11 protein-coding genes are annotated in these 13807 nt (G+C 62.6%); 7 read left to right on the top strand and 4 right to left on the bottom strand.

The window, feature by feature from the left end; all coding sequences use genetic code 11:
• Nucleotides 1-86: 86 nt before the first annotated feature.
• The gene (gene ppsR / locus C6V82_RS16545) at nt 87-920 is read right to left on the bottom strand and encodes a posphoenolpyruvate synthetase regulatory kinase/phosphorylase PpsR (RefSeq protein WP_102587338.1); all 834 of its coding nucleotides are present in this window, start codon (nt 918-920) and stop codon (nt 87-89) included.
• A gap of 432 nt (nt 921-1352) precedes the next feature.
• Between ppsR and ppsA the strand changes: the two genes are divergently transcribed.
• A complete protein-coding gene (ppsA, locus tag C6V82_RS16550; RefSeq protein ID WP_102587372.1) occupies nt 1353-3725 on the top strand; it encodes a phosphoenolpyruvate synthase in 2373 nt (790 codons plus the stop codon).
• Nucleotides 3726-4030: 305 nt separating this feature from the next.
• Here ppsA and C6V82_RS16555 read toward each other — a convergent pair whose 3' ends face one another.
• Both C6V82_RS16555 and C6V82_RS16560 read right to left on the bottom strand, forming a co-directional pair.
• Nucleotides 4031-4789 carry a UDP-2,3-diacylglucosamine diphosphatase gene (locus C6V82_RS16555; RefSeq protein ID WP_102587339.1) on the bottom strand — a complete coding sequence of 253 codons (759 nt, stop codon included), beginning with the start codon at nt 4787-4789 and terminating at the stop codon, nt 4031-4033.
• 15 nt (nt 4790-4804) lie between these two features.
• Nucleotides 4805-5302 carry a peptidylprolyl isomerase gene (locus C6V82_RS16560; RefSeq protein WP_102587340.1) on the bottom strand — a complete coding sequence of 166 codons (498 nt, stop codon included), beginning with the start codon at nt 5300-5302 and terminating at the stop codon, nt 4805-4807.
• A gap of 298 nt (nt 5303-5600) precedes the next feature.
• Here C6V82_RS16560 and C6V82_RS16565 point away from each other — a divergent pair, with 298 nt between their 5' ends.
• Both C6V82_RS16565 and cysS read left to right on the top strand, forming a co-directional pair.
• Nucleotides 5601-7280 carry a glutamine--tRNA ligase/YqeY domain fusion protein gene (locus C6V82_RS16565; protein WP_102587341.1) on the top strand — a complete coding sequence of 560 codons (1680 nt, stop codon included), beginning with the start codon at nt 5601-5603 and terminating at the stop codon, nt 7278-7280.
• Between the two features lie 14 nt (nt 7281-7294).
• Nucleotides 7295-8698: a cysteine--tRNA ligase gene (gene cysS / locus C6V82_RS16570; RefSeq protein ID WP_180978240.1), complete on the top strand. Its 1404-nt coding sequence runs from the start codon at nt 7295-7297 to the stop codon at nt 8696-8698.
• 54 nt (nt 8699-8752) lie between these two features.
• Here the strand turns inward: cysS and C6V82_RS16575 are convergent, their stop codons facing one another.
• Nucleotides 8753-9724: a DUF1853 family protein gene (locus C6V82_RS16575; RefSeq protein WP_102587343.1), complete on the bottom strand. Its 972-nt coding sequence runs from the start codon at nt 9722-9724 to the stop codon at nt 8753-8755.
• 136 nt (nt 9725-9860) lie between these two features.
• On the opposite strand from C6V82_RS16575, the gene osmF reads away from it, so the two are divergent.
• Genes osmF through C6V82_RS16595 form a run of 4 tightly spaced genes read left to right on the top strand, consistent with a single transcriptional unit; the run spans nt 9861 to nt 13680 of the window.
• Entirely contained in the window at nt 9861-10772 is a 912-nt protein-coding gene (gene osmF, locus C6V82_RS16580; protein ID WP_102587344.1) for a glycine betaine ABC transporter substrate-binding protein OsmF, read from the top strand.
• A gap of 52 nt (nt 10773-10824) precedes the next feature.
• Nucleotides 10825-11964 (top strand): ABC transporter permease, encoded by a 1140-nt coding sequence (locus tag C6V82_RS16585; RefSeq protein ID WP_102587373.1) that lies wholly within the window; start codon nt 10825-10827, stop codon nt 11962-11964.
• Nucleotides 11961-12905, top strand: a complete 945-nt coding sequence (locus C6V82_RS16590) for an ABC transporter ATP-binding protein (RefSeq protein ID WP_102587345.1) — start codon at nt 11961-11963, stop codon at nt 12903-12905. Before C6V82_RS16585 ends, C6V82_RS16590 begins: the two co-directional genes overlap by 4 nt.
• A 55-nt stretch (nt 12906-12960) precedes the next feature.
• Entirely contained in the window at nt 12961-13680 is a 720-nt protein-coding gene (locus tag C6V82_RS16595) for an ABC transporter permease (RefSeq protein WP_229843237.1), read from the top strand.
• Nucleotides 13681-13807 lie beyond the last annotated feature (127 nt).

The raw sequence follows: 13807 nt of genomic DNA on the forward strand, positions 1-13807 counted from the left end.
CCTAGCCCCTTGGTCGTCAACCAACCATGCAACGCCCCGCTCACACCAAGTGACGGGGCGTTTCCGGTTGTCCAGCAAGAGTGGGACTAGCGTGGGGAAAAGCGCCGGGTCAGGCCCATTTCGGCGATCATGCGGGTCGAGATCTCTTCCACCGAGAAGCGCGTGGTGTCGATGAACGGGATGTGCATCTGTCGGTAGAGTCCTTCGGCCTGGCCGACCTCCTGCATGCACTGGTCCATGGAGCTGTAGCGGCTATTGGGTCTGCGCTCGTTGCGAATGGCGGCCAGGCGGCGCGCATCGATAGTCAGGCCGAACAACTTGTGGCGATGTGGCGCCAGGGCCTTGGGGAGCCTGAGGCTGCCGTCCTCATCGAGATCATCCTCGGTGAGCGGGTAGTTGGCGGCTCGAATGCCAAACTGCAGTGCCAGGTAGAGCGAGGTGGGCGTCTTGCCGCAGCGCGAAACCCCGACCAGGATGACATCGGCCTTGTCATACTGATGGGTGCGCGCACCATCGTCGTTGTCCAGGGCGAAGTGAACCGAATGGATGCGATCCATGTAGACCTCATCCTTGCCGATGGAGTGCGTGCGACCCACCGTGTAGGTGGAGTGGGTCGCCAATTCCTGCTCCAGCGGCTCGAGGAAGGTTGAGAAGATATCGATCTTGAAGCCTTCCGCTTCGCGGATTACCGCGCGAATGTCGCTGTCGACGATGGTGTCGATGATGATCGGCTGCTCGCCATCATGCACCGCTGCCCCATTGATCACGTCCACCAAGGCGCGCGCCTTGATCACCGTATCGATATAGGGCTTGGTCAACATGCGAAATTCGACATTCTCGAACTGGGTCAGCAGGCTACGGCCAAGGCTCTCGGCGGTGATGCCGGTGCCATCGGAGATGAAGAAGGCGGTGCGGGTCATGGCGGTATCGCTGTCGGCGGAAGTGAACGCCCATTGTCGGTGCAGTGGCGAGCCGCGACAAGACTTGAAGAGTGCCTGGTAGGGCAATCGCAGTTGGACATGACGAGGGGCGCCGGGGACAGGTCGAAGAGGAGGTCTTTTGCCATGGATGGCAAAAGTAGCGCCCAGGGAGGGGTTTACAGCGCCTCCTCGCAGACCTGTCGACGGTTTAGCACCGAGTGAAACTCTACACTGCGATATCCCCGGGGTGCCTGGAAAATACGTGTCACTACACAAAATCGTTAAATACGCCATCTGTTGTAAAAAACCTCCACTGACTTCGCTGTTAGACCAATGGCGAATATGGTGGCCCCTTGGTAAAGTCGCGACCATCCCTCCATGCCTGGATTTCCGGGTATGGAGAAACCGGTCGTCGATTTCCAAGGGGGTCACGTGGACGATTACATTGTATGGTTCGATCAGTTGGGTATGGACGATGTCGAGCGGGTAGGAGGGAAGAATGCCTCGCTCGGCGAGATGATCTCCAACCTGTCCGACGCTGGTGTCACCGTGCCAGGTGGCTTTGCCACCACCGCCCACGCCTACCGTGAATTCCTGTCCCACGAAGGGCTCAATGAGCGAATCAATACGGCCCTCTCTACCCTCGACGTGGATGACGTGACGGCATTGGCGAAAACCGGCGCCGAGATACGCCAATGGGTTATCGATACGCCACTTCCCCCAACCTTCGAGAAGCACCTGCGCAGCGCCTACGAGACGCTTTCAAGCCAGCATCCCAAGCTCAAGGTCGCGGTACGCAGCTCGGCCACCGCCGAGGATCTCCCTGATGCGTCGTTTGCCGGTCAGCAGGAGACCTTCCTCAACATCGAAGGCTTCGACAATATCAAGCGTGCCGTGCATGAGGTCTTCGCTTCGCTGTTCAACGACCGGGCAATTTCCTACCGCGTGCACCGTGGCTATGCCCACGAAAACGTGGCGTTGTCCGCCGGTATCCAGAAAATGGTGCGCTCCGAGACCGGCGCATCCGGTGTGATGTTCACCCTGGATACCGAATCCGGCTACCGTGATGCGGTCTTCGTCACTGCTTCCTGGGGCCTTGGCGAGACCGTGGTGCAGGGTGCCGTGAACCCCGACGAGTTCTATGTCCACAAGCCGACGCTGGCGGCCGGGCGCCCGGCGGTACTGCGCCGCAACCTCGGCTCCAAGCTGATCAAGATGGTCTATGGCCAGGAAGCCAGCGCTGGCAAGTCGGTGGACACCATCGACGTGCCGCTCGCCGATCGAGGCCGTTTTTGCATCAATGACCAGCAGGTCATGGCGCTGGCAAGCCAGGCCGTGACCATCGAGCAGCACTACCAGCGCCCGATGGACATCGAGTGGGCCCAGGATGGCGATGACGGCAAGCTCTATATCGTCCAGGCACGTCCCGAGACTGTGGTTTCCCAGCAGGAGGGCGGCAAGCTCGAACGCTTCCAGCTCAAGGAGAAGGGCCGTACCCTGGTGACGGGCCGAGCGATTGGCCAGCGCATCGGGCGTGGCGCGGTGAAGGTGGTGTTTTCCCCGGACGACATGAACAAGGTCAACGCCGGCGACGTGCTGGTGACCGACATGACGGATCCGGACTGGGAGCCGATCATGAAGCGGGCATCGGCTATCGTCACCAATCGCGGCGGGCGCACCTGTCACGCGGCGATCATCGCCCGTGAGCTGGGAATACCCGCCGTGGTGGGCTGTGGCGATGCCACCGAGGTGCTGGCCGATGGTCGCGATGTGACGGTGTCGTGCGCCGAGGGCGATGCCGGCAATGTCTATGATGGCCTGCTGGAATTCGACCGCCGGGTGACCAGCGTCGACGCCATGCCCGAGATTCCCTTCAAGATCATGATGAACGTCGGCAACCCCGACCGCGCCTTCGGTTTTGCAAGCCTGCCCAACGCAGGCGTTGGTCTGGCACGCCTGGAATTCATCATCAACCGCATGATCGGCGTGCACCCCAAGGCGCTGCTCGAGTACGACACGCTGCCCGCCGAGCTTCAGCAGAGCATCGATCTGCGCATCGCCGGCTACAACAGTCCGGTTGACTTCTACGTCGACAAGCTCGTCGAGGGCATCTCCACCCTGGCGGCCGCCTTCTATCCGCAGCGGGTCATCGTGCGGCTCTCGGACTTCAAGTCCAACGAGTACGAGAACCTGATCGGTGGCAAGAACTACGAGCCCGGTGAAGAGAACCCGATGCTTGGCTTCCGGGGTGCCTCACGCTACATCTCCGACTCCTTCCGGCCATGCTTCGAGCTGGAGTGCCGGGCGCTGAAGCGGGTACGCGAAGTGATGGGGCTCGATAACATCGAGATCATGGTACCGTTCGTGCGGACCACCGAAGAAGCCAGTCAGGTGATCGATCTACTGGCCGCCAATGGCTTGAAGCGTGATCCCCAGGGCCTCAAGGTGATCATGATGTGCGAGCTGCCGGCCAACGCCTTGCTCGCCGACGAGTTCCTTGAGTATTTCGACGGCTTCTCGATCGGTTCCAACGACCTTACCCAACTGACGCTCGGCCTGGATCGTGACTCCGGCATCGTTGCCCACCTGTTCGACGAGCGCAATCCGGCGGTCAAGAAGCTGCTGGCCATGGCTATCCAGGCATGTCGCGCCAAGGGCAAGTACATCGGCATCTGCGGCCAGGGCCCCTCGGATCATCCCGACCTGGCCAAGTGGTTGATGGAGCAGGGCATCGATTCGGTATCACTGAACCCCGACGCGGTGCTCGAGACCTGGTTCATGCTGGCCGGTGAAACTCTGGGTTGAGAACAGGGACCGACTAGGGCAATCGCTGTTGGACATGACGAGGGGCGCCGGGGACAGGTCGAAGAGGAGGTCTTTTGCCATGGATGGCAAAAGTAGCGCCCAAGGACGGGTTCACAGCGCCTCCTCGATGGTCCGACATTTCGGGACCTGTCCCCGGTTCAGCACCGAGTGAAATTGCTTACTGCGATTGCCCTGGGGGCGACCCACTGGCCTAAAACCAGCAACGCCGCGATACATCGCGGCGTTGCTGGTTTTAGGACGGCCCCAGGACTCGTGCCTGGCGCCCACAAGTGTAGCAAAGCCGGTTAGATCCAAATCTCTCGCAACTCAGGCTTTCCGGTGTTGCCGACCTCGATCTCCCAGCCGTGGCCCGGTTGCCAGTCGCCCAGCACGATGCGCTGAGCGGGCTTGCCGTCGATGTCGAGCGCGTGGACCGCCGGGCGATGGGTGTGGCCATGGATCAGCGTGGTCACGCCGTAGTCGGCCATCACCTTGACCACCTCATCGGGGGTCACGTCCATGATGTCGTCGGCCTTGTTGGAATTGGCCTCGCCGGACTGTTCGCGCAACTGGCGTGCCAGCTGAATCCGCTCGCCCAGGGGCATGCCGAGAATCCGGGCCTGCCAGTTCGGGTCGCGTGCCTGGGCGCGAAAGGCCATGTAAGCGTCGTCACGGGTGCACAGGCTGTCGCCATGCATCAGCAGCACGGGCTGATCGCCGAAAGAGACAAGGCTCGGGTCGGGCAGCAGGGTGGCGCCGGCCCGTTCGGCAAAGCGCTCGCCAAGCAGGAAGTCGCGGTTGCCGTGCATCAGGTAGATGGCGGTACCGCGCTGGGCGAGGTCGTTAAGCGCCTGGGCGACGCGTACGGCAAGGTCGGCGTGGCCGGTAGGATCGCTGCCCGCCAGGTCGAGCAGGTCGTCGCCGATCCAGGCGTCGAAGAAGTCGCCGAGGATGTACAGCGCATCGCAGTCTCTGGCGCGGGTCTCGAGCCAGCCAAGAAAGCTCTCGGTAATCTCCGCGGCGGCGGGATTCAGGTGCAGGTCTGAAATCAGCAGGGTGGTCATCGGTTGGCGCCTTCCTTAATCCTGCTGAAGGTAGGCCTTCTGGATCACCACGTCCTCGGCGGGCACATCGGCATGCATGCCGCGGCGGGTGGTCTTGACCGCCTTGATCTTCTCGACCACGTCCATGCCCTCGACCACTTCACCGAACACGCAGTAGCCCCAGCCCTGGATCGACTTGCCGCTGTGGTTGAGGAAGTCGTTGTCGGCGATGTTGATGAAGAACTGCGCAGTGGCGGAATGCGGGTCCTGGGTACGCGCCATGGCCAGGGTGCCGGTGGCATTGACCAGGCCATTGTCGGCTTCGTTATCGATCGGGTCGCGGGTCGGTTTCTGATTGAAATCACTATCGAACCCGCCACCCTGCACCATGAAACCATCGATCACGCGGTGGAACAGGGTGTCGTCATAAAAGCCCTCGCGCACGTACTGTTCGAAATTGGCGGCGGTTTTCGGTGCCTTTTCATGATTCAGGGCGATGGTGATGTCACCAAAATTGGTCTGCAGAACGATCATGGGGTATTTCCTGTTCGGTATGTGGGCACTGCCTTGGCGTTGCCCATGGGCGTGACGCTATAATAGCGGTTTTGCCTCGCTGCGCGAAGCGGGCGTCGCAGGGCAGAAGCTTGCGCCGACGCCAGCGGTGAGGGGCGCCGGTGACAAGCCGAAGAGGAGGTCCGATGCCAGGGATGGCATCGGTAGCGCCCAGGGAGGGGTTTACAGCGCCTCCTCGAAGGCTTGTCACCGGAACCCCCCGAGTAGAGAAGGCTATCCTGCAACGGCACCGGACCAACCAGAGGTTGATTTTCCAACCATGACCACCGAGACCACCAGCGCGCCGAATTTCATCCGCAACCAGATACGCGACGAGCGCGAGGCTGGCCGTGACGACAAGATCGTGACCCGCTTCCCGCCTGAGCCCAATGGTTTCCTGCATATCGGTCACGCCAAGTCGATCTGCCTCAACTTCGGGCTGGCCGAACAGTTCGGGGGCGACTGTCATCTGCGTTTCGATGACACCAACCCGGCCAAGGAAGAGCAGGCCTACATCGATGCCATCAAGGCCGATGTCGAATGGCTGGGCTTTCAATGGGCGGGCGGCGTGCGTTTTGCCTCGGACTATTTTGACCAGCTCTACGCCTGGGCCCAGCACCTGGTTCGTGAAGGCAAGGCCTACGTCGACGACCTTTCGCCCGATGAGATCCGTGAATATCGTGGCACGCTGACCGAACCCGGCCGGCCAAGCCCATACCGCGAGCGCAGTGCCGACGAGAACCTCGACCTGCTCGAGCGCATGCGCACCGGTGAATTCGCCGAAGGCGAGAAGGTGTTGCGGGCAAGGATCGACATGGCCGCACCCAACATCAACCTGCGCGACCCCATCCTCTACCGTATCCGCCACGCCCACCATCACCAGACGGGCGACAAGTGGAAGATCTACCCCAGCTACGACTTCACCCATGGCCAGTCGGATGCCATCGAAGGCGTCACTCACTCGATCTGCACGCTGGAGTTCGAGGATCACCGACCGCTGTACGAATGGTTCCTCGACAACCTGCCGGTGCCCTGCAAGCCCCGGCAGATCGAGTTCGCGCGGCTCAACATGAACTACACCCTGACCTCCAAGCGCAAGCTCAAGCTGCTGGTCGATCAGGGGATCGTCGATGGCTGGGACGACCCGCGCATGCCGACCATCTCCGGAATGCGCCGGCGTGGCTATACCGCGGCATCGATCCGCAAGTTCTGCGAGATGATCGGTGTGACTCGCGCCGATGGCGGCCTGGTCGACATCGCCATGCTCACCCACGCCATCCGCTCTGACCTCGAGGACAATGCTCCCCGCGCCATGGCGGTGCTAAGGCCACTCAAGGTGGTGTTGACCAACGTGGCCGAGGATCATGAGGAAGTGTATGAGGTTCCCGGCCACCCGGCGCGTGAGGACATGGCGGTGCGCAAGGTGCCCTTGACCCGCGAACTCTACATCGACGCCGATGACTTCATGGAGGAGCCACCCAAGAAGTTCTTCCGGCTGGCACCGGGCAAGGAAGTGCGGCTGCGCAACAGCTACGTGATCCGTTGTGACGAGGTGGTCAAGGATCCGGCGGGTGAGATCACCGAGCTTCGCTGTTCGGTGGATTTCGATACCCTGGGCAAGAACCCGGAAGGCCGTAAGGTGAAGGGCGTGATTCACTGGGTCAGTGTCACCCATGGGGTGCCCATGGAGGTGCGTCTCTACGACAACCTGTTCGAGGTCGAGCAACCCGACCGCGACCGCGATGCCGACTTCCTCGAGCACCTCAATCCGCAATCGCTGGTGGTCTGCCAGGCGGTCGGCGAGCCGAGCCTTGCCGAAGCCTCACCGGAATCGCGCTTCCAGTTCGAGCGTGTCGGATATTTCTGTGCCGACCGCCATGCCTGCGAATCCGGCAAACTGGTGTTCAACCGCACTGTGGGGCTGAAGGACAGCTGGGCCAAGATCAAGAAGAAGGGGTAATCGTGAGCAGCACTCTGCAGGTCTATAACACGCTGTCTCGTCGCAAGGAGGTCTTCACGCCGATCGAGCCGGGCCGTGTACGCATGTATGTCTGCGGCATGACCGTCTACGACTACTGCCACCTGGGCCATGCCCGCGTGATGGTGGCCTTCGACGTGATCACCCGTTATTTGCGCAGCCGCGGTTTCGATGTCACCTACGTGCGCAATATCACCGATATCGACGACAAGATTCTCAAGCGTGCCGACGAAAATGGCGAAACCATCAGTGCGCTGACCGAGCGCATGATCGCCGCCATGCATGAGGACGAATCACGGCTGTTCGTATTGCGACCGGATGCCGAGCCGCGAGCCACGGGGCATATCGCCGAGATCATTGCGATGATCGAGTCGCTGATCGACAAGGGTTATGCCTACGGTGCCGTCAACGGTGATGTGTATTACCGGGTGCGCAAGTTCGAGGGCTACGGCAAGCTCAACAATCGCGACCTTGACGAGATGCGATCCGGTGCCCGGGTCGAGGTCGATGAATCCAAGGAGGACCCGCTCGACTTCGTGCTGTGGAAGGCGGCCAAGCCCGGCGAAGCCAGTTGGTCGTCGCCCTGGGGCGAGGGGCGACCCGGCTGGCATATCGAATGCTCGGCGATGTCCACCTGCTGCCTCGGCGAGACCTTCGACATTCACGGTGGCGGGCCGGACCTCACCTTTCCGCACCATGAGAACGAGATCGCCCAGAGCGAGGCGGCCACCGGCAAGCCCTACGTCAATACCTGGATGCATGCCGGCGCAGTGCGCGTGAACCATGAGAAAATGTCCAAGTCGCTGGGCAACTTCTTCACCATCCGCGAGGTGCTGGCCCATCACGACCCGGAAGTGGTGCGCTATCTGCTGGTGGCCAGCCACTACCGCAGCCCGATCAACTACGCGCCGGATTCGCTTCTGGAGGCACGCAAGTCGCTGGAGCGTTTCTATAACGCCCTTGAGTGTGTGCAATGCCCCGCGCCCGACAAGTCGCTTAAGGTCGATACTCGCTATGCCGAACGCTTCACATCGGCCATGGACGACGACTTCAACACCCCCGAGGCGCTATCGGTGATGTTCGACCTGGCCCGTGAGTTGAACCGAGCGCGCAAGGAAACACCCGAGCAAGCGCCAGCCCTGGCGGCAGAACTAAAGCGCCTGGGCGGTATTCTGGGGCTCCTGCAACAGGACCCGGCGGCGTTTCTCAAGGGCGCGGGAAGCGAGCTTGCGTTGAGCGAAGCCGAGATCGACGCGCGCATCGAAGCGCGGGCCGAGGCCAAGAAGGCCAAGGACTTCGCCCGTGCCGATAGCATCCGCGACGAGCTCGCCGCACTGGGTATCATCCTCAAGGACTCACGCGAGGGCACAAGCTGGGTGCTCGAGACGCCAGGTGAGTGATCCGTAGGGGCCTCGGAAGGGCAGTGATCTTCATGATCCGCCAGTGGTGTCGGCTCATTCGCCTGCAGGCGGCAGCGGTACCTGCCGCGGCCAGTCATCGGCGACCACGAACAGGCGTTGCCAGCCTTGCGTGGGGTGATGCAAGGCGAGCTGAATAGGCGAGGCGGGTGTGGTGAAGTGCTCAGCCAACTGGGCCTCGATATCACGCAACGGCGAAAGCCACTCCTTGCGTGGCAGGGCCAGCCAATGCGGTTTGCGCAGCCATCGCCCCTGGGTGCCAGGGGCGATGGCGTCCCTGAGGCGTGGCCAGTCGGACCAGTGCAGCCAGCGCCCCTTCAAGTGGTCTCGGGTCGCCTCGTGCGGTGCGGGAAATGCACCATGCAGGGGGTAGAACAGCACGCCGGGCATCGCCAGGCGACGCGTTATCCGCAACGCTTCTTCGCTCACTCCGGCATCGCCATGCACAAGGCGACGCAGGGTGTCGCGGGCTTCAGGCTGCTCGCTCAGGCGCAATTGCCGTTGGTAGAGATGTTCGCGCTTGTTGGCCAGGCTATCGGCTCCCCCCGGCCCGATCCAGCGAGCCTGATCCGTGTCGCCGCGTGGTCCCACCGGCAACCCCAGGTAGAACTTTATCGCCACCTCCAGATGGATGGTCGTATCACTGTCCCGCTTTTGGTAGATCAGGTCGAACTCGCCAAGGGTAAGCCTGTCGCGCAGGATGCGCAGGTTGTGGGCCAATAGTTGAGTGCCTGGCGCGGCATTCAGCAGAAACTGCCAAAGTCGCTCGTGATAGAGACCCATGCGGCCCACCAAGGCATCGCCGATATGCGACTCGAGCGGCGCTGGGTTCGCCTCGATGTCAGCGAGCCACTCGCGCAGCCGAGTGTCATCGGCGAGCCCGAGCTCCTGGCGAGTGGGACGATGACACGAGGGCAGGGCAATCAGGTCCGGCGCCAGCAACACCCAGGCGAGGTCACGCACCAGCGGATGGTGGCAGTCATCGAGCGGTGTGGTCGTCGTCGGCATGGACTACCTTCCCGGGCGGCCAGCCTGCCAACCCAGGCCGGTGAGTGAATGAGGCGTTGAGGGCAAGTCTCTGACACGCCAATCCTCTTTTCCCTATACTCAGCATACATTCTCGACCTACCGGGTGGTAACGCCAATGAACCCCTCCATGATTCGCTTCGCGGCACTCGCCGCCGGAACGCTGATGGGTGTATCCGTCGCCCAGGCCAACGAGCCGGTGGTGGTCTCCTCAAAGATCGATACCGAAGGGTCGGTACTCGGCCAGTTGATCCTGCAGCGCCTGGAATCCGGCGGCATCGAGGTGGAAGACCGGCTGCAACTGGGTGGCACGAGTATTGTGCGTGAAGCGTTGCTGGCCGGCGAAATCGACCTGTATCCGGAATACACGGGCAATGGCGCCTTTTTCTTCGACATGACCGACAGCGATGTCTGGCACGATGCCGATGACGCCTATGCCACCGTGGCCGAGCGCGATGCCGAGAACGGCCTGGTATGGCTGACCCCGGCCGAGGCCAACAACACCTGGGCCATGAGCGTTCGCAGTGACCTTGCCGATGAGCATGGCCTGGCGACCCTCGAAGACCTTGCTGAATACCTCGCCGAGGGCGGTGAGTTCAAGTTCGCCGCCAGTGCCGAGTTCGTCGAGTCCGAGCAGGCGCTGCCTGCCTTCCAGCAAGCCTATGGGTTCGAGCTGAGCGACGATCAGCTACTGGTGCTTTCCGGTGGCAACACCGCCTCGACCATGCGCGCTGCCGCCCAGCAGACCAGCGGGGTCAACGCTGCCATGACCTACGGTACCGATGGTGGTCTCGGTGCACTTGGGCTGGTCGTGCTGGATGATACGCTGGGCGTCCAGCCGGTCTACCAACCGGCCCCGGTGGTCCGCGACAGCGTGCTTGACGAGCACCCCGAGATCGAATCACTGCTGGAGCCGGTGTTCAAGGCGCTGGACCTCGAGACCCTGCAGCGTCTCAACGGCGACGTGGCGGTGAATGGCCGCGACCCCCGCGAGGTAGCGTCGGATTTCCTCGACGGCCTGGGTGACTGAGGCCTCGGTGCGCAGCGATTCACCATCGCCCAACCGGGTGCTGCTGGTCCTGATGCTTGCGGCCTGTGCCGCATGGCTCGGCCTGGCGTCGGTCAGCGTGGCGCCCAACCGTATCGTGCCCGGGACCGCTTATCTGGCCGCCGAGGCGGTCGGTTGGCCGCTGGCGCTGGCAGGATGCCTGCCGATGTTGGCGGTGGCGGGGCTTGCGTGGCGGCCCGACGAACGTTCGCTGCGGCTGTCACTCGCTGTGGTGTTGGGCCTGATGATGTGGCTACCGCTGTGGTTGGCCATCAATGCCATGTTGCTGATCGACCCGGACATGCCCCAGTCGCGCCTGGGGATTGGTCCCGCGGTGTGGCTGCTGTTGTTCCTGCTGGCCCTTGCGCTGATCGAATTGCGTACGCGCCTGGCACTCTCCCGCCTGGCGGGTTGGGGGCTCGTGGTACCGATTCTCGTGACGTGGGCGCTGTGCCTTGCCTGGTGGCTTGCGCCGCTGGCGCTGGTGCGGGAATACCAGGCGCGCAGTGCTCAGTTCCTGGCGGCGATCGGCCATCACCTGGCGCTGGTAGGTGCGGCGGTGGGCGCGAGCCTGGTGCTTGGTGTGGCGCTGGCCCTGGCCATGCGCCGTCATGAGCGTCTCGAACGACTGGGGTTCGGGGTGCTGAATTTTCTGCAGACCATCCCCAGCCTGGCACTGTTCGGGCTACTGCTGGCACCGCTCGCCTGGCTCTCGGCCAATCAGCCCTGGCTTGCCGCGTTGGGGGTGAGCGGTATCGGCTGGGCGCCGGCGTTGCTCGCATTGATTGCCTACAGTCTGCTGCCGATGGTGCGTAACACCTTCGTGGCGCTGGAGGGCGTCGACCCCGGGGTCATCGAAGCGGCCCGCGGTATGGGCATGAGTCGTTCCCAGGTGTTCCTGCAGGTGCGTCTACCCCTGGCGTTGCCGGTACTGCTCGAAGGGGTGCGTATCACCACCGTTCAGGCCATCGGGCTTGCCGCCGTTGCGGCACTGATTGGCGCCGGTGGCCTGGGTACCTTCATCTTTCAGGGCCTTGGCCAGGCGGCCATGGACATGGTGCTGCTGGGTGCGCTGCCGATCCTTGCCATGGCGCTAATCGCCGATGCATTGCTCGGTGCGTTGGCCTCGCGTCTGCGTGACGGATCCCTGACATCCCCAGGAGGTGCTCGATGATCGAGCTGTTCGAGGTCACCAAGCGCTTCGCTAACGAGACCGCCGTGGATGGCATCTCGCTACGCGTCGAGACTGGCGAGCTATGCGCATTGGTGGGCACCTCGGGGTGTGGCAAATCGACCACCTTGCGCATGATCAACCGGCTCATCGAGCACACGGCCGGTGAAATTCACCTGGATGGCCATCCGGTACGCACCTTCAATGAGCAGGAACTGCGTCGGCGTATCGGTTACGCCATCCAGAGTACCGGGCTGTTTCCGCACTGGAGCGTGGCGCGCAATATCGGGCTGGTACCGAGGCTTCTGAAATGGCCCAAGGCGCGGGTTGCCGAGCGGGTGGAAGAACTCATGGACCTGCTCGGGCTGCCGATGGCGCAATTCGCCGACAAGTACCCCCATCAGCTTTCCGGAGGGCAGGCGCAGCGTGTCGGCGTCGCCAGGGCGCTGGCCGCGGACCCCGATATCCTGCTGATGGACGAGCCGTTCGGGGCGCTCGACCCGATCACGCGTGAGACCCTGCAGGTAGAGCTGCGCGCCCTCCAGGCACGCTTGCACAAGACCATTGTCTTCGTCACCCACGACATGGATGAAGCGCTGCTGCTGGCCGACAGGCTGGTGGTGATGCGCGCCGGCCGGATTATTCAGCAGGGCACGCCGCTTGAGTTGTTGCGCTCGCCGGTCGATGACTTCGTCGCCTCGATGCTGGGCGGTGAAAATCGTGGACTCAAGGAGGCGGCGCTGACGCCTGTCAGCGAACGCATGCTGCCGCTGTCGCCGAGGTTGATTTCCCGCTCGCGGGTAGGGCGTGACGCGACACTGCACCAGGCATTGGCAGTGATGTTTCGCGAGCACGCCGACCGGCTCACGGTGGTTGATGATGACGAGATGCCGGTAGGCGAGTTGTCGCTACGCCGTCTGGTGGGTGCTGGCCGTGAAGAGTGAGTCGGTGACAGACACCAGGCGGTGCGGATTGATGAGAGGGTGGAAGAGAGGGGTGATGATAGCGGTGATGAGAGAATGGCGAGCGCCGCTGGTCTGGGGCGGCTTGCTGATCGCCTTTTGTCTTGCAATGGGTGAGCTCGAGCCGTTCTATCGGCTGATCGAGCCTGATTCACGACGCGTCATCTATGACCGCGCCGACTTCCTGACCCTGCTGTGGCGGCACCTGACGGTGGTCGGCATCGCGTCGTTCTTCGCAATAATGATTGGCGTCACCGCCGCAGTTCTGGTCACGCGTCCGGCAGGGCGGGATTTCCTTCCTCTGGTGGCCCAGTTGGCCTCCATGGGCCAGACCTTTCCCCCCGTGGCGGTATTGGCCCTGGCGGTGCCGGTACTCGGTTTCGGTGGCGTGCCGATCGTCGTCGCGCTGCTGCTCTATGGGCTGCTGCCGATCGTGCGCAATACCCTGGCCGGGCTCGAGGGCATCGACGCCTCTGTGCTCGAATCGGCGCGGGGCATGGGCATGGGCCGCATGCAGATACTTGCCCAGGTTGAGCTGCCGCTGGCATTCCCGGTGATCCTCGCCGGCATTCGTACTTCGGTTACCGTCAACATCGCCACCGCGGCGCTCGGGGCCACCGTTGGCGCCAGCAATCTTGGCGACCCCATCATCTCCGGCATCGTCAATGCCAACACCGCGTATGTGGTCCAGGGTGCGCTGCTGATCGGCCTGCTGGCGCTGACGGTGGATAGCCTGTTCGCACGCTTGCAGCCCTGAGAGCCGCCTGATATTCGGCCTGTCATCGCTTTGATTCGGGTGATGAACAGGCATCATGTCATGACCTTGATGATGCGTTTAGCTAGTGGATTCCACCAAATTTCTGCCAGGGGGTAGCAAGACAGTG

Source organism: Halomonas urumqiensis, assembly GCF_003028575.1.
In the GTDB taxonomy this organism is placed as follows: Bacteria; Pseudomonadota; Gammaproteobacteria; order Pseudomonadales; family Halomonadaceae; genus Halomonas; species Halomonas urumqiensis.